Source organism: Streptomyces noursei ATCC 11455 (assembly GCF_001704275.1).
Lineage (GTDB): Bacteria > Actinomycetota > Actinomycetes > Streptomycetales > Streptomycetaceae > Streptomyces > Streptomyces noursei.
This window is the reverse complement of the sequence record NZ_CP011533.1, coordinates 769776-788289: the sequence shown is the minus strand read 5'-3', so window position 1 is coordinate 788289 and position 18514 is coordinate 769776. Positions and strand designations below refer to the sequence as shown.

General features: G+C 72.8%; 12 protein-coding genes. 8 read left to right on the top strand and 4 right to left on the bottom strand.

The annotated features are described in order from the left end of the window. The first annotated feature begins 419 nt into the window (after positions 1–419). The 6 genes from SNOUR_RS03400 to SNOUR_RS03375 all read left to right on the top strand — a co-directional run bounded on the left by SNOUR_RS03400 (position 420) and on the right by SNOUR_RS03375 (position 12657). Complete coding sequence (locus SNOUR_RS03400; protein WP_067343727.1) at positions 420–1175, top strand: thioesterase II family protein; 756 nt, start codon at positions 420–422, stop codon at positions 1173–1175. Between the two features lie 389 nt (positions 1176–1564). Further along, on the top strand, positions 1565–4465 hold the full coding sequence (locus tag SNOUR_RS03395; protein ID WP_067343724.1) for a helix-turn-helix transcriptional regulator: 2901 nt from the start codon (positions 1565–1567) through the stop codon (positions 4463–4465). A gap of 23 nt (positions 4466–4488) precedes the next feature. After that, a complete protein-coding gene (locus SNOUR_RS03390) occupies positions 4489–7350 on the top strand; it encodes a helix-turn-helix transcriptional regulator (RefSeq protein WP_099055646.1) in 2862 nt (953 codons plus the stop codon). Continuing rightward, a complete protein-coding gene (locus tag SNOUR_RS03385) occupies positions 7340–10123 on the top strand; it encodes an ATP-binding protein (protein ID WP_067343722.1) in 2784 nt (927 codons plus the stop codon). Before SNOUR_RS03390 ends, SNOUR_RS03385 begins: the two co-directional genes overlap by 11 nt. 502 nt (positions 10124–10625) lie before the next feature. Then, positions 10626–11207 (top strand): LuxR C-terminal-related transcriptional regulator, encoded by a 582-nt coding sequence (locus SNOUR_RS03380; protein ID WP_067357630.1) that lies wholly within the window; start codon positions 10626–10628, stop codon positions 11205–11207. 688 nt (positions 11208–11895) lie between these two features. Then, positions 11896–12657, top strand: a complete 762-nt coding sequence (locus tag SNOUR_RS03375) for a DeoR/GlpR family DNA-binding transcription regulator (protein WP_312631770.1) — start codon at positions 11896–11898, stop codon at positions 12655–12657. 53 nt (positions 12658–12710) lie between these two features. Here the strand turns inward: SNOUR_RS03375 and SNOUR_RS03370 are convergent, their stop codons facing one another. After that, positions 12711–13775: an Lrp/AsnC family transcriptional regulator gene (locus SNOUR_RS03370; RefSeq protein ID WP_067343715.1), complete on the bottom strand. Its 1065-nt coding sequence runs from the start codon at positions 13773–13775 to the stop codon at positions 12711–12713. 122 nt (positions 13776–13897) lie between these two features. Here SNOUR_RS03370 and SNOUR_RS03365 point away from each other — a divergent pair, with 122 nt between their 5' ends. Continuing rightward, positions 13898–15118, top strand: coding sequence for a M20 metallopeptidase family protein (locus SNOUR_RS03365; RefSeq protein WP_067343712.1), 1221 nt, complete (start codon positions 13898–13900; stop codon positions 15116–15118). A 67-nt stretch (positions 15119–15185) separates the two neighbouring features. On the opposite strand, the gene SNOUR_RS03360 is transcribed toward SNOUR_RS03365, so the two are convergent. The 3 genes from SNOUR_RS03360 to def all read right to left on the bottom strand — a co-directional run bounded on the left by SNOUR_RS03360 (position 15186) and on the right by def (position 17743). Next, positions 15186–15839, bottom strand: a complete 654-nt coding sequence (locus tag SNOUR_RS03360; protein WP_039629346.1) for a DUF4360 domain-containing protein — start codon at positions 15837–15839, stop codon at positions 15186–15188. A 178-nt stretch (positions 15840–16017) separates the two neighbouring features. Continuing rightward, complete coding sequence (locus SNOUR_RS03355; RefSeq protein WP_067357628.1) at positions 16018–16893, bottom strand: NAD(P)H-binding protein; 876 nt, start codon at positions 16891–16893, stop codon at positions 16018–16020. Between the two features lie 187 nt (positions 16894–17080). Then, on the bottom strand, positions 17081–17743 hold the full coding sequence (gene def / locus SNOUR_RS03350) for a peptide deformylase (RefSeq protein ID WP_067343710.1): 663 nt from the start codon (positions 17741–17743) through the stop codon (positions 17081–17083). Positions 17744–17849: 106 nt separating this feature from the next. Here def and SNOUR_RS03345 point away from each other — a divergent pair, with 106 nt between their 5' ends. Beyond that, positions 17850–18455, top strand: a complete 606-nt coding sequence (locus SNOUR_RS03345) for a winged helix-turn-helix domain-containing protein (protein WP_067343708.1) — start codon at positions 17850–17852, stop codon at positions 18453–18455. The last annotated feature ends 59 nt before the right edge of the window (positions 18456–18514 follow it).

Genomic DNA, 18514 nt, shown 5'->3' with positions numbered 1-18514 from the left:
GCCGCTCCGCATGAGCAGTTCCGCACCAGAAGTTCCACAGTGGCCTGGTCCACAGTGACCTGGTCCACAGTGAGCTGTTCCACAGCGACCTGTTCCGCGGCGGTTCCGTAGTGAGCCGTTCCGCTTAGGCGGGAAACCGGGGCCCCGGTGGTCGGACGCTTGATTCCGGCCACCGGGAGCGTCAAACCGGCCTCTTCTAAAGAAAGGGAAAGAACTAGGGAAACACCCACAGCCCGATCATGTGCAATGAATTCCGTGGCTCGGAAAACCATTCGCGGGCCATGGAGTTACGGTGTGATCACGTGTCCGTACGGCAGTGACGGCGTGCACGGGTTGCCACGGCAGGTCCCCGGCCGAGGCGTCTCCCCGCTGCTGCCCGGCGGTGCGTGCCGCTTGGTTCGTCCCTAGGAGGTCCCCCCATGACCACGTCCACCGAGGAGAGCCTGTGGGCCCGGTGCTTCCATCCAGCACCGGCCGCCCCCGTCCGGCTCTTCTGTTTCCCACATGCGGGCGGCTCGGCCTCCTTCTACTTCCCGGTGTCGGCCCAACTGTCCTCGGTTGCCGAGGTGTTCGCCATCCAGTACCCGGGGCGCCAGGACCGGCGCAAGGAAGCCGGTGTCAGTGACCTCGCGACCTTGGCCGACCAGGTCTACGACGCGCTGCGCCCCCTGCTGAAGGAGCGGCCGAGCACGTTCTTCGGGCACAGCATGGGCGCGACGCTGGCCTTCGAGGTGGCCCGGCGCTTCGAGGCCGACGACGGTGACCTGGTCCGGCTGTTCGCCTCCGGGCGCCGGGCCCCCTCCCGCGTGCGTGAAGAGGCCGTGCACCGGCGGTCCGACGACGGCATCGTCGAGGAGCTGAAGCTGCTCGCCGGCACCAACACCGCGCTGCTCGGCGACGAGGAGATCCTGCGGATGATCCTGCCCGCGATCCGCAGCGACTACCAGGCCATCGAGACCTACCGCTGCCCGCCCGACGTCACCGTCCGGGCGCCGCTGACCGTCCTCACCGGCGACCGCGACCCGAAGACCTCCCTGGACGAGGCCGAGGCGTGGCGCGGCCACACCACCGGGGACTTCGACCTCAAGGTGCTTCCCGGTGGGCACTTCTTCGTCAGCTCCGAGGCCCCGGCGATCATCGATCTGCTCCGGGCGCACCTCGCCGGCAACGGCTAGCGGGCGCACTGCGGCAGGCCGGCGGTGCCGGTCTGCCGCACGGCCCCCGCGCCGCCTGAGACGGCACCATGCCACCCGGCGACGCGCGTTGCGTGCGCCTGTGGAGCACCGTCCCGCGTGCGTACGCGGGCGCGCGGAGGACGTGCTCGGCCGGCCGGATGTCCTGGAGGAGACCATTCGGAAAACGTCAAATGTCTGACAGCTGCTGCTCATTTACTCCAGCCCGCACTATATGATCTTGTGGTGGGGCATGTACGGAGCGTGCCACTCGTTCGCTCCTGGTGCATCCATCCCGACCGTCCGGATTTGTGTGCACCGGACGGCCGTGGTCCTGGTACGCGTCGGCGCGAGGTCGGCTCCTGTTCTCACCCCACGTGGAGGAACGCGTGATGCGGAAGCAGTCGGGTTCTTCCGGCTTACTGACCACGCTGGTGGGACGCGACGACGAACTGCGCACCCTCGCCCGGCACGCCGCGGCCGCCCGCGACGGGCGGGCCGGCCTGGTCCTGCTCCACGGGCCCGCCGGCATGGGCAAGACCAGTCTGCTGCGGTCCTTCACGGCGAGCGATGTCTGCCGCGGCATGACGGTGCTGTACGGCACCTGCGGCGAGACCGTCGCCGGCGCCGGGTACGGCGGTGTGCGCGAACTCCTCGGCGGGCTCGGCCTGAGCGGCGGCGACGCCCGGCGCTCGCCCCTCCTGGAGGGCCTGGCGGCCCGCGCGCTGCCCGCACTCACCGCAGACCCCGCCGGTCCCGACGCCGCCACGGGTGCCTACCCGGTGCTGCACGGCCTGTACTGGCTCGCCGCCCGCCTCATGGCCCAACGGCCGCTGGTCCTCGTCCTCGACGACGTCCACTGGTGCGACGAACGCTCCCTGGCCTGGATCGACTTCCTGCTGCGACGCGCCGAGGACCTGCCGCTGCTGGTCGTCCTGGCCTGGCGCAGCGAGGCCGAACCGGTCGCGCCCGCGGTGCTCGCCGACATCGCCGCCCAGCGCCGCCCCACCGTGCTCGGCCTGCACCCGCTCGGCCCCGACGACATAGGCGAAATGGTGCGTCGCGTCTTCCGGACCACGGCCGCACCGTCGTTCGTCAGCCGGGTCGCCGCCGTGTCCGGCGGCAATCCGCTGGCCCTCGCCCGCCTCCTCGACGAACTCCGCGCCGAGGGCGTCCGGCCGGACGCCGCCGGGGAGCGCCGGGCCGCCGAGGTCGGCAGTCACGTCCTCGCCCGCTCGGTGCGCTGCCTGTTGGAGCGCCGGCCGCCCTGGGTGCGCGGCGTGGCCCGTGCCATCGCCGTACTCGGCCCGGAGTGCACCGAGTTGCTGGCGGCGCTCGCCGGCGTCCCGGCCGCGACCGTCGACGAGGCCCTGTTGGTGCTGCGCAGGGCCGGCATCCTGGCCGCCGACCGCGTGGACTTCGTCCATGACGTCGTCCGCTCCGCGGTGCTCGACGACGTCGCCCCGCCCACCCTGGCCGAACTGCGCACCAACGCCGCGCTGTTGCTGAGCGACGCCGGCCGCCCCTCCGAGGAGCTCGCCGGCCAGCTCATGCTGCTGCCGGTGCTCGACCAGCCGTGGATGGCCGCGGTGCTGCGCGACGCCGCCGCCCAGGCGGAGAGCCGCGGCGCCCCGGAGGCCGGTGTGCGCTGCCTCTACCGGGTGTTGGAGGTGGAGCCGGACAACGTTGCCGTCCGCATCCAGATGGCCCGCGCGCTCGCCGAGATCAACCCGCCCGAGGCGATGCGCCTCCTCAAGGAAGCGCTCTCCCTCGCCGGGGACGTCCGCACCCGCGCCCAGGTCGCCGTCCAGTACGGCTTCACCTGCCTCGCCGTGCAGGAATCCCCGTCCGGGGTGCGGATGCTGGAGGACGCGCTCGCCGAGCTGACCGCCGAACTGGGCCCCGAACCAGGGCCCGTGGACCGGGAGTTGCGGACCCTCGTGGAGTCCGTGCTGCTCATCGTCGGGGCCGACGAGAAGGTGACGATCGGTGCGGTCCGCGACCGGGCGGCCCGGCTCACCATGCCGCCCGGCGACACACCGGCCCAGCGGCAGATGCTGGCCATGACCACCGTGCTGACCGCGATGGACGGCCGGGACGCCCGGTCGGCCGTCGACCAGGCCCGCCGCGCCCTGCGCGCACCCGGCGTCGAGCTGGAACCCTGGTCGCTGCTGTCCGCCTCCTTCGCCCTCTCCCTGGCCGACGAGGTCGCCGACGCGCAGTACGCACTGGACCTCATGCTCCAGTACGGCCAGGACAACGCGGCGGTGTGGACGTACGTCCTGGCGCTCTCCACGCGCGCCCTGCTCCACCACGGGGTGGGCGCCTTCCCCGAGGCCCTGGCCGACGCCCAGACCGCCGTCGAGATCCTCGGCGAGGAGCGCTGGGCGGACGGCGCCGTGCTGCCCCGTGTCGCGCTGGCCACCGCCCTCGTCGACCGCGGCGAGCCCGAGCGCGCCGAACACGTCCTCGACGGCATCACCCGCCCCCGCCTCGAACGCTTCGTCATCGAATACCACTGGTACCTCCAGGCCCGCGCCTACGCCCGCTGGGTCCGCGGGGATTTCCAAGGAGCCCTGGACCTCCTTCTCGCCTGCGGTCGGTCCCTGGAGGAGTCGCGCTTCAGCAACCCGGCGTTCGTGCCGTGGTGGGCCGATGGCGCGGTGCTCCTGGCGACCCTGGACCGCCACGACCAGGCGCGCGAACTCGCCGCATACGGAAGCGAGTTGGCCGAGCGTTGGGGGACGGCGCGCGGCCTCGGACTGGCCTTCATGGCCCAGGGCGTCGCCGCACCCGGCCGCGCCGGCATCGATCACCTCACCGAGGCGGTCTCGCTGCTCGCGGACTCCCCGGCCCGGGCCATGGAGGCCCGGGCCGAACTTCTTCTCGGACACGCCCACCTGAAGCGCGACGACCTGCGGGCCGCCCGGGAACACCTGCGCGCCGCCGCCGACCTCGCCCAGCGCTGCGGCGCCGTGAAGCTCGGCGTCGACGCCAGAAAACTGCTGGTCACCGCGGGTGGTCGGGTACGCAGGATGACCGCCTCCCCACTCGACATGCTGACCGGGATGGAACGCACGGTGGCGGACCTCGCGGTGACCGGCGCGAGCAACCGGGCCATCGCGGAAGCCCTCTTCGTGACTGTAAGGACCATCGAAACCCATCTCACGAGCGTCTACCGGAAGCTCGGGGTCGGCGGGCGTGCGGAGCTGTCCGCCGTCCTGGAGACCAGGACCGCCACCTCCGGTCGGCAGCCGCCGGCCTGGGTCTCCCAGGCACGCGGACGCGCTTGAGACGAACAGGACGAGAGGTAGCGGTGCCCCGGAGCAAGGCGCGGAACCAACCGACCACCTGCACGCCGCAGTGCGCACCCGACGCCCACGGCGACCCCACCATGCTCCTCGAATGCGGCCGGGAACAGCGGCTCATCGGCGACCTCCTGCACCGCCTCGGCCAGGGGCGGCCATCGGTGCTCAGCCTGACCGGCCGGCCCGGGCACGCCCAGAACGCCCTGGTCCGCTGGGGCGCGTGCCGGGCCAGGCACGACGGGCTGCGCGTCCTGCGAGCCCAGGCGACGCCCGCGGAACGGGAACTCCGCTACGGCGCCGTTCTCCAACTGCTGGCCGTCCTCGACGGCCCGCACGGCAGCACCCTGGACGCCGCGATCCGCCACGACGGTCCCCCGCCACTGCCCGTGCCCGGCATCGAGGAGGTGCTGCGGCGCACCGGCACGGCACCCACCCTGGTCGTGGTCGAAGACGTCCAGTGGTTGGACCCGGCCTCGCTGACGTGGTTGCAGATCCTGCTGCGCCACCTCGGGCCGGACACCCCGCTCGCCGTCCTGGCCAGCAGCTGCGGTGACACCACGGCCTTCGACACCGACCCGAAGGCCCCCGCCGTCCCGGGGCCGCCGGACACCGTGCCCGTCGCGCGCTTCGTGGTGCCCGCGCTCACCGACCGCGGGGTCGCCGCCACCGTCCGCGCCGTCTGCGGCACCCCCGGCGACGAGGAGTTCATCGCCGCGCTCACCTCCGCCACCGCCGGCAACCCCGCCATCCTGCGGGACGCCCTGCGCGCCTTCGTCGACCACGGCCTCCCCGCCGACGCCGACCACCTCCCGGAGCTGCACGCCCTCACCGCTGGCGTCGTCGGCGACCACACCGTGCGCGCCCTGGACGGCCTGCCCGCCGAAGTCAACGCCGTCCTGCGGGCCCTGGCCGTCTGCGGCGACCTGCTCGACTTCCACCGAGTCCGGGCCCTCGCCGGCGCGCACTCGCTGTCCGAGGACCGGATCCGCACCCTGCTGGCGAGCGTCGGCCTGACCGTGTCCGTCGGCGACAAGGTGCACATCCGCTTCCCCGCCTCCAAGGCACGCGTCATCGAGGACATGCCCGCCGCGGAGCGCGCCGATCTGTACGTCCGCGCGGCCGAACTCACCCACAGTTGCGGCGTCAACGACGAGGACGTCGCCCATCTGCTGCTGCGCTCGTCGCCGCTCGGCGCACCCTGGGTCGTGCCCCTGCTCCGCCGCGGATTCGCCGCCGCGCTGCGCCGGGAGGACCACCACCGGGCCTGTGCCTGCCTCTCCCGCGCCCTGCAGGAACCCCTCGACCCCCGGGAACGCAGCCTGCTGACGTTGGAACTGGCCGCGGCCGAAGCCGTCGCCCGGCCGGAGGCGGGGGATCGACGCCTGGGGGAACTCGTCCGCAGCACCGTCGCGGACACCGACCCCACGTCGTCCGGTGAGGGGGTGGGGGTCCGCGCCATCGACCTGGGGTTCGCCCGGGGCAACAGCGAATGGGTCCGCCGCACCGCGGGCGAGGCCCTGCCGTACGCCGGGCCGGCCGACCGGGAGGAACTGGTCGCGCTGTTCTGGTTGGCCGCCGTGCGGGACGACGACGCGCCGATGATCCCCGTGGTGCCCCGGTTGCCCGACCGGCCGGTGCCGCCGGCCCAGGCCGGCGCCCGTGCCTGGCAGCTGGCCACGGCGGGGGAGGACGCGGACAAGGCCAGGAAGCTCGCCCGGATCGCCCTCACCGGCGGGGTGAACGAGAGCCTGATGATGCCGAAACTGGCGGCCTGCGCCGCGCTGTTCGCCACCGACGACAACGACGAGGCGGTGCACGGCCTGGACACCATGCTCACCGCCGCCCGCAGTGCCCACCTGCGCAGCATGGCCGCCCGCATTTTCAACCTACGGGCCCGGATACACCTGTGCGCGGCCCGGCTGGAGGCCGCCGAACGCGATCTGGACAGCGCCGAGCGCGCCCTGCCGCCGACGAGTTGGCACCCCCGTGCGCTGCCCAACCTGATCGCCACCCGCATCCTCGTCAGCATGGAGACGGGCCGCCCGGACCGGGCCCGCCGACTCGCCGAGGCCCCGGTCCCCGCCGGCGGCGAGGAGGGTGTGTGGTGGCCCGCCCTGCTGCTCGCCCGCGCCCGTGTGGCCGCCGACGACGGTGACTGGGAGGAGGCCCTGCGGCTGTCGCGGGAGTGCGGGCGCTGGCTTTTTCGCCGGCACTGGGCCAACCCGGCCATGCTCAGTTGGCGCCCGCTGGCCGCCGAGGCGTGTCTGAAGCTCGGCGACGTGACGGAGGCGCGCCGGCTGCGGGACGAGGAGCTGTTCTTCGCCGACCGCTGGGGCACCGCGAGCGCCCGCGGGATCGCCCGCCTGACGACGCGGCGACTCTTCGACGACGACGGCGACCGGGCCGTCCGGCGGATCCGCGAGGCCGCCGCCCTGCTCCGCGACTCGCCCGCCCGCCTGGCCTACCTGTGGAGCCGGCTGAGCCAGGCCGGTGCCGAGACGGCCCACGGCGACACCGCCGCGGCCGCACGCTCCTGGCAGGCGGTCGCCCGGATGACCGCCGCCCACCCCGCCAGCCGCCTCGCCACCGCCGCCCGCACCCTGACCGTCCCGTCCGTTCCGGTCGCCACCGCGCCGCCCACCGCCGTCGTCCCACCCGGATGGCGCGACCTGTCCGAGGCGGAGAAGGACACCGTGCTGCTCGCCGCCCGCGGCCACGGCAACCGCCAGATCGCCGAACAACTCGCCGTCAGCAGGCGCACCGTGGAGCTCCGGCTGAGCAACGCCTACCGCAAGCTGAGGATCGGCGGACGCAAGGAGCTGTACCTGCTCCTGGAGGCGCTGGAAGGACCGGTCGCGGATGCTTCTTGAGCGGGAGAACGAACTGGCCCGGATCCGGGCCGCCCTGGACGCCGCGGAAGCGGGCGACTCCTCGCTCCTCCTGATCAACGGTCCCCTCGGCAGCGGGCGTTCGGCGCTGCTGCGCCGGATACCGGAGCTGGCCGGCGACGGCACCCGCGTCCTGCGGGCCAGCGCCGCCTGGCGGGAACGCGACTTCCCCTTCGGGATCGCCCGCCAACTCTTCGACCACCTGCTGTCCGGGGCGGGCGGCGCAGGGCCGGCCGAACGCACCGCCGGGGCAGAGCACTTCAGCCGACTGATGGACACCGGCGACCGCCCTACCGGGACCGGCCCCGCCCTGGAGGTCTCCCAGGCAGTGCTCCAGGGCGCCCAGGCGCTGCTCGCCGACGCGTCCGCGGAGCGGCGCCTGCTGATCCTGGTCGACGACCTCCAGTGGGCCGACGGCCCGTCCCTGCGCTGGCTGGCCCACCTCACCCGGCGGCTGCACGGCCTGCGGGCGCTGCTGGTGTGCACGCTGGCCGACGGCGACCACCGGGGCAGGTACCCCCTGGTCCGGGAGGTCGCCGGCGCCGCGCACACCGTCCTGCGCCTGGCGCCGCTGTCCCGGGACGCCACCCGCGTCCTGCTCGCCGGGCCCCAGGGCCGGCCGCCGCAGGACGCACTGGTGCGCGCCGTGTACGAGGCGTCCAGGGGCAACCCGCTGTTCCTGACCGCCTTCCGGAGCGCTCTGCGCGCCACCGGAAGGCCGCCCGGCGGCGACCACTTCGGCGCCGTCCGGGAGCTGAGCCCGACGGTGCTGCGCGATCGGCTCGCGGGCCATCTGCGGATCCAGCCGCAGCCGGTGCGCGAGGTCGCGGTGGCGGTGGCCGCGCTGGGCGACCACAGCGATCCGGTGCTGCTCGCCCAGCTCGCCGGGGTCGATGAAATCGGTTTCGCCGGTGCCCGCCGCGCGCTGGTGGACGCCGGCCTGTTGGCCCGGGGACGGGACGTCCGCTTCGTCCACGGCGTCGTCCGCGATGCGGTGGACTCCCTGCTCACCCTCGACGAGCGGGAACGCTCGCACGACGACGCCGCCGATCTGCTGTACCGCTGCGGGCGGCCGGCCGAGCAGGTCGCCGGCCATCTGCTGGCCGTGGTCCACCCGGGCCGGCCCTGGTCGGAGGCGGTCCTGCGCTCCGCGGCCCACAACGCGCTGCGCGCCGGCCGGCCCGCCGACGCGGCCCGGTACCTGCGCCGCGCCCTGCTGCACCACCGCACCCAGGACGGCTGCCGCGCCCGCATCCTGGTCGATCTGGCCACCGCCGAGCGCGCCCTCGACCCCGATGCCTGTGTACGCCACGTCAGCCAGGCGGTCGCGCTGCTGGACACCTCGCGGGATCGGGCCGCCGCCGTGTTGCGCATCCCGCCGTCCCTGCTCGCCGCCCCCAGCCCGTCCGCCGTCGAGTTGGTGCGGCAGGCCGCCGCCGGGCTCGACGAACCGGGGCAGCGGGACGAGGAGGGAGCCGACGAACTCGCCCTGCGCCTGGAGGCGTGGCTGCGGCACTCCGGCCACGAGAACCCCGTCGAGCTGGCGTCCTCGGTGGCGCGGCTGCGGCGCATGGGGGCACGGCCGCCGGTGGACAGCGTCGCCGAACGCGAGTTGGTCGCCGTGCTGTTGAGTGCGGGCGCGCTCAGCGGCCGGCTCAGCGCCGCGGAGATCGCCGACACCGGCAACCGCATCCTCGAACGTGAGCCGGCCACCGCCGCCCATGCCCACACCCCGCTGCCGCTGGTGATGCTCTCGCTGTTCGTCGCCGAGTCCGTGCAGGGCGTGGCCTCCTGGCTGGCCAGCGAACAGCACACCCGGCGCCGGTACGCGACCGGCGCGGACGATGTGCTGCTGACCGCCGAGCGGGCCTTCGTCCTGGTGACGCAGGGCCGCCCGGCCGCCGCGCGGGAGCACGTCGAACGCGCCCTGGTCATGGACGCCGGCGACTGGTCGGAACCCGCCGTCATGATGTTCGCCGCGGTCGCCTTCGAACTGCGCGACCCGGCCTTGAGCGAACGCATCCTGGAACGGATCCGCGACCGCCGGCCGGCCGGACTGGCGCTCACCGCCACCGGTCAGATGCTCCAGGCCGCCGTCGACGTGCACTTCGGCCGGGGGCGGGACGCCCTGGACACGCTGCTGGCCTGTGGCCGACGCCTGGAGACCGTGGGATGGCGCAATTCCGCACTGCTGCCCTGGCGTCCGTATGCAATCGGGCTGCACCAGCGGCTCGGCGAGACCGATGCCGCGCTGCAACTCGCCGAGGACGAGCTGAGGTGGGCCCGGGAGTGGGGTGCGACGACGAACCTGGGCCGGGCCCTGCGCCTGAAGGGCTGGCTGTTGCAGGACGAGGGACTGGATCTGCTGCGTGAGAGCGTCGAGATCCTCCGCGCTTCGTCCTACGCGACGGAACTGGCGCGCACCCTCGTCGTCCTCGGGCGTCGGCTGCCGGGTGGGCCGGAGGCCGAGGCGGTGTTGCGGGAGGCCGCGGGGATCGCCGCCGCCTGTGGTGTTCCCTGGCTCGCCGAACGGGCCGAACTCGGTCTGGGCAGTGCCATCGTGCCGCCGGTCGCCACCCTGACCCCCAGCGAGCGGCGAGTGGCGTCGCTGGTGAGCCGGGGCCTGACCAACCAGGCCATCGCGACCGAACTCGGTGTGAGCTCCCGGGCGGTGGAGAAGCACCTCACCAGCGCCTATCGCAAGCTCGGCGTCTCCGGCCGCCGCGAGTTGGTGAATGCGCTCCCGGGTCGTTGACGCCCGCGGCCGTCCCGTTCCGGACGATCACAATCCTCTGTGCCTGTCAGCCCTGTGGGTGCGGCGTCGTTGTCGTACGCCCGTCCGGTCATGACAGCAATCCTCAACAAAAGCTCAAACGGAAGCGGGGGCAGGTGCATCCACCCCATCACCAATGTCTCGTATGTTACTTTTGGCCCACCGTAGTTGGGACTCTGCGGACCGTACCTCGTCAAGTACGGACCACGGATTTAGGGGTGCGTAGATGTGTCGCGTTGACGTGCCGAGTTGTGGCTAACTACGCTCCGTTTCACGGAAATCGAAACTCTTCGGCGTGAATCGCGGCGAACTTCGATCGAATTCTGGATTCCGTTTCTCAGAAGGCTAAAAGACGACGGGGGTTATCCGAAAGGATGGCGGTCTCGTGACTATCACTCACCTCACTGACTCGAATCACCGTACGACCGGCGGGGTGATATCCGCTCAGACCGCACCGGCCGGGGAGTCCGTCGGCCCCGGGCTGATGGCGTCCCTCGACCGTGACCTCACCATCAAGCACGCCAACCAGGAGTTCCGCCGCCGCTTCGACGATTCCGCCGGTGACGTCTGCGGTCGCAGCTTCCGGGACCTGATGCACCCGAGCGTGCAGCAGCCGCTGATGCGCCAGTTCTCCCGGCTGATCGAGGGCAAGCGGCACCGCTTCGCCTCGCACGTGGTCGCCGTGGGCGCCCAGGACGCGGCCTTCGCGGGCACCCTCACCGCCTCCGCGGTCACCGGCAAGACCCCGGACATCGCCGGGATCCTGGTGCTCATGGACTCGTCCGGCGCCGCCGACGCCGCCGATGCCGGCGTCGTGACCAGCCAGAAGAAGTTCCTGACCGAGATCGATGCGCGCATCCTCGAAGGCATCGCGGCCGGGCTGTCGACCATTCCGCTCGCCTCGCGGCTCTACCTCAGCCGCCAGGGCGTGGAGTACCACGTCACCGGGCTGCTGCGGAAGTTGCGGGTGCCCAACCGCGCCGCGCTCGTCTCGCGCGCCTACTCCATGGGCATCCTGAACGTCGGCACCTGGCCCCCGAAGGTCGTGGACGACTTCATCAAGTGACGCCCGGCCGGCCTGTCCCGCACCGGCCGGCCACCGTCGGACCGCTGTCCCGCACGCCCGTGTCGCCGACGCCCGCCTCTCACGGGGCGATGCCCGGCGGCACGGGCGTTTCGTGCCCTGGTCGATGTTTATCCATTCTCACGTTACGAACCCGCAATGCTCATGCGCGCGATTCCGGCCACTTTTCGTTCCGTCGTAACCAAACTGCCCGTCATATCGTTTCCACTGACCGTTTCTGTGGTCCGCGGTGTGCCACCTGGGCCCCACTCCGACGCGCCCGCGACGGGTCGCGAGCGGCCTCCGAATACTCACGGTAACCCCCGTTCCTCCTGGTGGAGTTCCCCGCGCGTCACATTCCTCCGTGCCTCGTGCGGCGTGGCTCGCCCGCTTTCCCCGCCGCCGCGACAGCCATTGTTACAACGGCACGACAGAGCGGGGGTGGTCGACCCGTCCGCGGTGCGGCGCAGTCAAGCGGAACCTCTGCTCGATGTTCGTGCCACCCCGAACTCTGTGTTCTTGGTGACCGTTTTCACCAATGCCCCGCCCGTTCGGTGGCGAATCCGCCGCCCGTTCCTGGCCACAACGGATCGCTTCGGCCGCCCACCACGGCCGGCGCAGCCGAGGCTTGTTGGAATCACCCCCACCCAGTCGGGGCGCCGTTGTGGCCCGGACACGCAGGAGGAACACCGTGGATGCTGAGGGCCGCCGCAGGGACATGCTGGAGCTGATCCGGCGCAGCGGATCCGCCGATGTCGTGCGTCTCGCCGAGGAGTTCGCCGTCAGCAAGGAAACGGTCCGCCGGGACCTGAACGTCCTGGAGGGCCATGGGCTGATACGGCGGCGGCACGGTGGCGCCTATCCCATGGTGCGGCCGGGCTCCGAGGCCGTCTTCGTCTCCCGGACCGCACAGCCGATCCCGGAGGAGTCCCGGATCGCCACCGCGGCCGCCGAACTCCTCAGCGAGGCCGAGACGGTCTTCATCGACGAGGGCTTCACCCCGCAACTCATCGCCGACGCCCTGCCGCGCGACCGGCCGCTGACCATCGTCACCGCCTCGCTCCCGGTGGTCAGCGCCTTCGCGACGAGCCCACAGGCCAACGTGCTGCTCCTGGGCGGCCGGGTCCGCCGGGGCACGACGGCCACCGTCGACCACTGGGCCGTCCACATGCTGTCCGGCTTCGTCATCGACCTGGCCTTCCTCGGCGCGGAGGGGATCTCGCGCAGGTACGGCCTGACCACCCCCGACCCGGCGGTCGCCGAGGTCAAGGCCCAGGCCATCCGCGTCGCGCGCCGCCCGGTCCTCGCCGGGGTGCACACCAAGTTCGGCACGGCGAGCTTCTGCCGGTTCGGAGAGGTGGGCGACCTGGAGACGATCGTCACCGGCGCCGGCCTGCCCGTCGCCGAGGCCCACCGCTACCACCTCATGGGCCCCAAGGTTTTACGGGTGTGACGCCGCCGGGGCGTCCCGCCGCCCGCCCACGGCCTGGCGCGCGCCGGTGCGGGTCAGCCGCGTCGCGCGTCCGTCGGTTCCCGCCAGAGTGCGAGCGGTGTCACCCCCACCCGGTAGCCCTCCTCGTCGAGGAGATGGCCGCCGTGCTTCATGTGCCAGAGGGCGACCGCGCGTTCGGTGACGGTCAGGTCCGCGGCCCGTTCGGCGAGTCGGACCTCGAAGCGCTGGGCGTCGTCGAGGGAGCGCACCCAGGCCACCAGGTGCAGGTTGTGCCGGCTGATGACGCTCGCGCACAGGCGGACCTCGCGCATCCCGGTGACCCGGCGGGTCACCTCGCGCAGCCTCGCGGCCGGGACCTGCCCCCAGAAGCTCACCGTGACCGGCCACTCGGACAGCGGGCGGGCGACCTCGCACCGGGCGTGCAACATGTCCGCGGCGAAGAGCCGTTGGACGCGACGGCGCACGGTGTCGGGGCCGGCGCCGCACTGCTCGGCCAGCGCGCGGTAGGTGGCCCGGCCGTCCACGGACAGCGCGGTGACCAGCTGTTGGTCGAGCTCGTCGAGGACGAAGGCGGGGGTGTCCGTGCGGTGTCTGGACGCGTCGGCGGCGAGCCGGGCGACCTGGTGCCGGCCGAGGGCCCGCAGGCGCCACCGGCTGCCCTCGGTGTGCACCGGGCCGGCCAGGTGCGTCCGGGCGGCCCGGACGCCGTCCAACGCGGCGAGGTCGTGGGTCACCCAACGGGAGAGCATGGCCGGATCGCGGGCCATGACGTTGAGTTGGAGGTCACGGTCCCCGGTGACGTGGGAGAGCGCCACCACGTGCGGCGCGGCGGCCAACGCCCGCGCGACGTCGAGCAGTCGGCCGGGAGCGCAGTCGATCTCGACGAACGCCAGGCACCCCTGGCCCGACGCGGCCAGCACCGGGGCCGGATGGCAGCTGATCCAGGCGGCGCCGGTCTCGACCAGCCGGTTCCAGCGCCTGGCCACCGTCACGGCGTCCAGTCCGAGGACGGAGCCGATCCGGGTCCAGCTGGCCCGCGGCGTGATCTGCAGCGCGTGCACCAGGGCCTGATCCACATGGTCCAGGGACCGGGGGGTCTGCCCGGAATCCTGCGCCACGGGCCACCTCCTTGCGTGTTTCCGGCGGATTCGGGCCGCCGGTCGGCTCAACCTTCAGCCTGGACTCGGGTACGGCCGGACCGTACCAGGCAACCCCCGGAGCAACAGGAGTGGGATTCGGCATGTCGGCAGTGGAACGCGCCAAGGAAATGCAACCCGAGTTGGAGCGGCTGCGCCGGTCGCTGCACCGGGAGCCGGAGTTGGGCCTTGCGCTGCCGCGCACCCAGGAGAAGGTGCTCGCGGCGCTCGACGGGCTGCCGTTGGAGATCACCCCGGGCACCGGCCTCACCTCGGTGACCGCCGTCCTGCGCGGCGGCCGCCCCGGCGGCGCAGTGCTGCTGCGCGGCGACATGGACGCGCTGCCGGTCACCGAGGAGAGCGGTGTGCCGTACGCCTCGGAGATCCCCGGCCGGATGCACGCCTGCGGACACGACCTGCACACCGCCGGACTCGTCGGCGCGGCCAGGCTGTTGGCCGAACGCCGGGAACGCCTGCACGGCGACGTGGTGTTCATGTTCCAGCCCGGCGAGGAGGGCCACAACGGGGCCGGCGCGATGATCGAGGAGGGCGTGCTGGACGCGGCGGGCAAGCCGCTCGACGCGGCGTACGCCCTGCACGTGGCGTCCAACCAGGTGCCCGGCGGCGTGGTCATCACCCGCTCCGGCACCATCACCTCGGCCTCCGACCTGCTGACGGTGACGGTGCGGGGCGAGGGCGGCCACGGCTCGACGCCCGCCACGGCCAAGGACCCGGTCCCGGCGGCCTGCGAGATGGTCACCGCGGTGCAGAACTGGGTGACCCGCGCCTTCGACATCTTCGACCCGGTCGTGGTCACCGTCGGCACCTTCCACGCCGGGACGAAGGCGAGTGTCATCCCCGACACCGCCGAGTTCCAGGCCACGGTGCGCAGTTATTCCGAATCCGCCCGGGACCGGCTCGCCGAGGGACTGCCCCGTCTGGTGCGGGCCATCGCGGCCGCCCACGGCCTGGAAGCGGAGGTCGACTACCTCCGGCACTATCCGGTCACCGTCAACGACACGGACGAGACCGCCTTCGCGGTGGCCACCGCCCGCGACCTGTTCGCGCCCGGCGAGGTGTGGGAGTCGCCGATACCCACCAACGGCTCCGAGGACTTCGCGTACGTCCTCCGGCGCGTCCCCGGCGCGATGCTGCTGGTGGGCGCCGCCCCCGAGGGGAGCGACTGGCAGCACGCGCCGATGAACCACTCGCCGCGCGCCGTCTTCGACGACCGGGTGCTGTACCGGCAGGCGGCGCTGCTGACCGAACTCGCCGCGCGCCGGCTCGCGGCCACCGCGCCGGCCGAGCCCGCCGTGGCGGGATGACACCGCCGCCGCACGCGTGGGGCCCGCACGCGTGCGGCGTACGGGCCCTGGCCGGTCTCCTTCCCGGCTACTTGCGCGCGGGGCACTCCTTCCACGCGAAGTGGTAGAGGGTGTTGATGCTGCCGTCGGTGGAGTCCATGGCCATGTAGCTGGTGGCCTTGGGGTCAGCCCCGCTGCCGTCCAACCTCAGTTCGGTGTTGATGTTGAAATAGCGCTCCTCGCCGCAGGGCGCGTAGACCAGCTGGTCCACGTCGGTCTCGTCCGAGGTCTGCCAGTTGGTGTCGTAGGGGCCGGCGAAGCTGTGGCTCTTGCGGGCCGTCTCCGGCTGGCCCTGGAAGTAGTAGTTCGCCTGTTCCAGGCCCTTGGCGCCCGGCGCCAGCGAGGCGTAACCGCGGTAGTCGGCCCGCGCGATGGCGTAGGTGAAGCCCTGGGGGACATGCACGTTCAGGGCGATCTGGCAGTTCTTGCGGGCGTCGGTCGGTTTGCTGCTGCCGCCCGCTTGGGCGAGGTATTCGCTGTAGGTGACGGTGAAGGCGGTGTTGTCGGGGGCGACGGCCACGGCGGCGCTGCCGGGTCTGCAACCCGAACCGTTGACCGTGGCGACGGTTATGGTGATCTGCCCGGTCGGCGGATCGTCGCCGAACCGTGCCGGTGTGGTGGGGGATGCCGATCCGAGGAGCAAGGATGCCACTGCGGCACCAGCACTGAGCGTGCTGAGCATGGGCTCGTCCTTCCGGTCGTCCTGGACCCGCGGTGCGGGGACACCAGGGGTGGGGGTGGCGAGTGCATGCCAGCACGGGGATCTCGGCTTGAACAGCTCTGCACCCGAGGATTGGGGCGAACCTACGCCTTGATTCGGACGCCCGGGGCACGGGCCGAACGCCTCCCGGGCCCGCCCCTCAGACGAAGTCCGCGGCGTGCTCGGCCACCCACTGCCGGTACGTACGCGCCGGCGCGCCCGTCACGGCCTCGACGGTGCCGGTGACCGTGGGGCGCGGCGCCGTCATCATCTGCGCGTAGCCGTCGAGCAGCGGGTCCACGAACGTGTCGGGAAAGCCGTCGTCGGCGAGAAGTCGTCGGCGTGCGGCGTCCCGGGACAACTCCTCCCAGCGGAGCGGGCGGCCCAGCACCTCGCCGATGATGCGCACCTGCTGGGCCTGGGTCAGCACCTCCGGCCCGGTCAGGGCGTACGCGGCCCCGGTGTGGCCGCCCTCGGTCAGTGCCCGCACCGCGACGGCCGCGATGTCGGCCTCGTGCAGCAGGAGCGTCGGCAGTGCGCCGTAGGCTCCCCGCACCGCGTCGCCGGCCCGGACCTGCCCGGCCCACCACCGGGTGTTGGCGGCGAAGGCGCTGGGCCGCAGGTGGGTCCATGCCGGTACGGACTCCTCGATCCGCTGCTCGACGGCCCGGTGCCACCGGCCCACCGGAGTCGACTGCGCATCGGGCTCGACGCCGTCCCGCACGGAACCGGACGAGAGGAAGACCACCCGCTCCGCGTGCCGGCCGATCGCCGCCACGACCGCGTCGGCCGACTCGGCACTGTGGAACGGCCACATCAGGAAGACCGCGTCGACCCCCTCCGACGCCGCCGCCAGACCGGCAGCGTCGGACAGATCGCCCCGCCTCACCTCCACCACCGGTGGCAGCCCCGCCGTCTCCGGGCACCGGGTCAGCGCCCGGACCTCATACGCACCCGCCGCCACGAGCTCCGCAGTCACCCGGCGCCCCACGTTCCCCGTCGCCCCCGTGACCAGAATCCTGCGCACCGTACTCATCGACATCCCCGCTTCCCGCGCCCCGACACCACCGGTCCCTCCGGCGGGTCGGGCACGCACACACCCTCGCGCCGCGGCCCGGGGCACAACAGCCGGACCCGCATCGGTGACGAATACCGTCAAAGGGGCGATGGATCCCGACGAGAACCGGCGCGGTGGGGCGGGGCGCCCACGCCGCGTGGTCCGGTCATCCGCTCAGGAGTGCGGCCTTGCGGGCGCGTTGGGCGAGGACGGCCTCGTGGCGGTCGTCCATCTGCCGCAGCGCGTCTCTGCGGTCCCGCTTGCCGAGCCGGTCGAGATAGGTGTGGCCGAAGAGGTGGTCGGTCTCGTGTTGCAGACATCGGGCGAAGTAGCCGGTGCCCTCGATCACCAGGGGCCTGCCGTCCTTGTCGAAGCCCCGGGCGACGGCCCGGTCGGTGCGGGGGACCGCCATGGTCGCGCCGGGGACGGACAGGCACCCCTCGACATCGTCGATCAGCCGGCGACGTCCCGGATCGGGCAGTTCGAGAACGGGGTTGACGAGATGGCCGACGTGCCGGACGCCATGGTCGTCCGGGCAGTCGTAGACGAACAGTCGCAGATCCACCCCGACTTGGTTCGCGGCGAGGCCGGCGCCGTCGGCGATGTGCATGGTCAGGAACATGTCGTCGATCAGCGCGGAGAGTTCGGGGGTGCCGAACTCGGTCACCTCGCGGCACGGACGACCGAGGACCTCCTCGCCCACCACGGTGATCCGGCGCTCCGACCCCCGTTCGGCCTCCGGCGGCAGAGCGGGGTGGGAGTCGACCGGTTCGCCCTGGACCCGGACGCGCCGGTCGTCGGGACCAGGCCGATCGGTGTGACGTGACATCGTGCTTCCCCCTCGTCCCGGGCCTTCCGCCGGCCGTGTCGGGCGGTGCGGTGCTCCCGGGTCATCGGACTTGCATGGAGCTTTGCAAAGTAGCAGACTTTGCAAAGTGACTGAAGACGACCTCACCACCGCGCCCGGCCGGACCGCGCGGGACCATGGGGAACTGCCCGCGCACGAGGTCCGCACCGCCCTGCTCGACCTGCTCGCCGAAGTCGGCACCGTCACGGCCACCGAGGCCGCCGCGCGACTGGGCCACAGCTCTGGGCTCTGCTCGTTCCACCTGCGGCAGCTCGCACGCCACGGCCATATCGAAGAGGCCCCGCACAGCGGTGGCCGCGCGCGGCCCTGGCGCCTGCGACGGTCGACCCCCGTGGCCGGCCCGTCCGCGGAGGACTTCGGCGATCTCGCCCGTGGCCTGGAGGACGAGAGTTGGCAGCGCTGGCTGGAGCAGCGCGGCCAGGTGCCGGCCGCCTGGCGTCGCGACGAAGCCTTCAGCGCCGTTGCCTATCTGACGCCGGAGGAGATGAGCCGGGTCGCCGCCGCGATCCGCAAGGCACTCGCCCCCTACGGCGACCGCGAGCAACGCCCGCTGGCGCGGCCCGAAGGCGCCCGGCCGGTGGCGCTCATCACCCGGTTGTTCCCGCTGCTGACCGACGCGCAGCCGGACCCGGCCGCCGACGCGACGGACGGCGGCACCGCGGGGCGGGGCTGAGGCGGGCGCGCGGGCGCCGGGCGGTGGCGCGATCCCGCGCTTTTTCGTGCCGGCGTCGG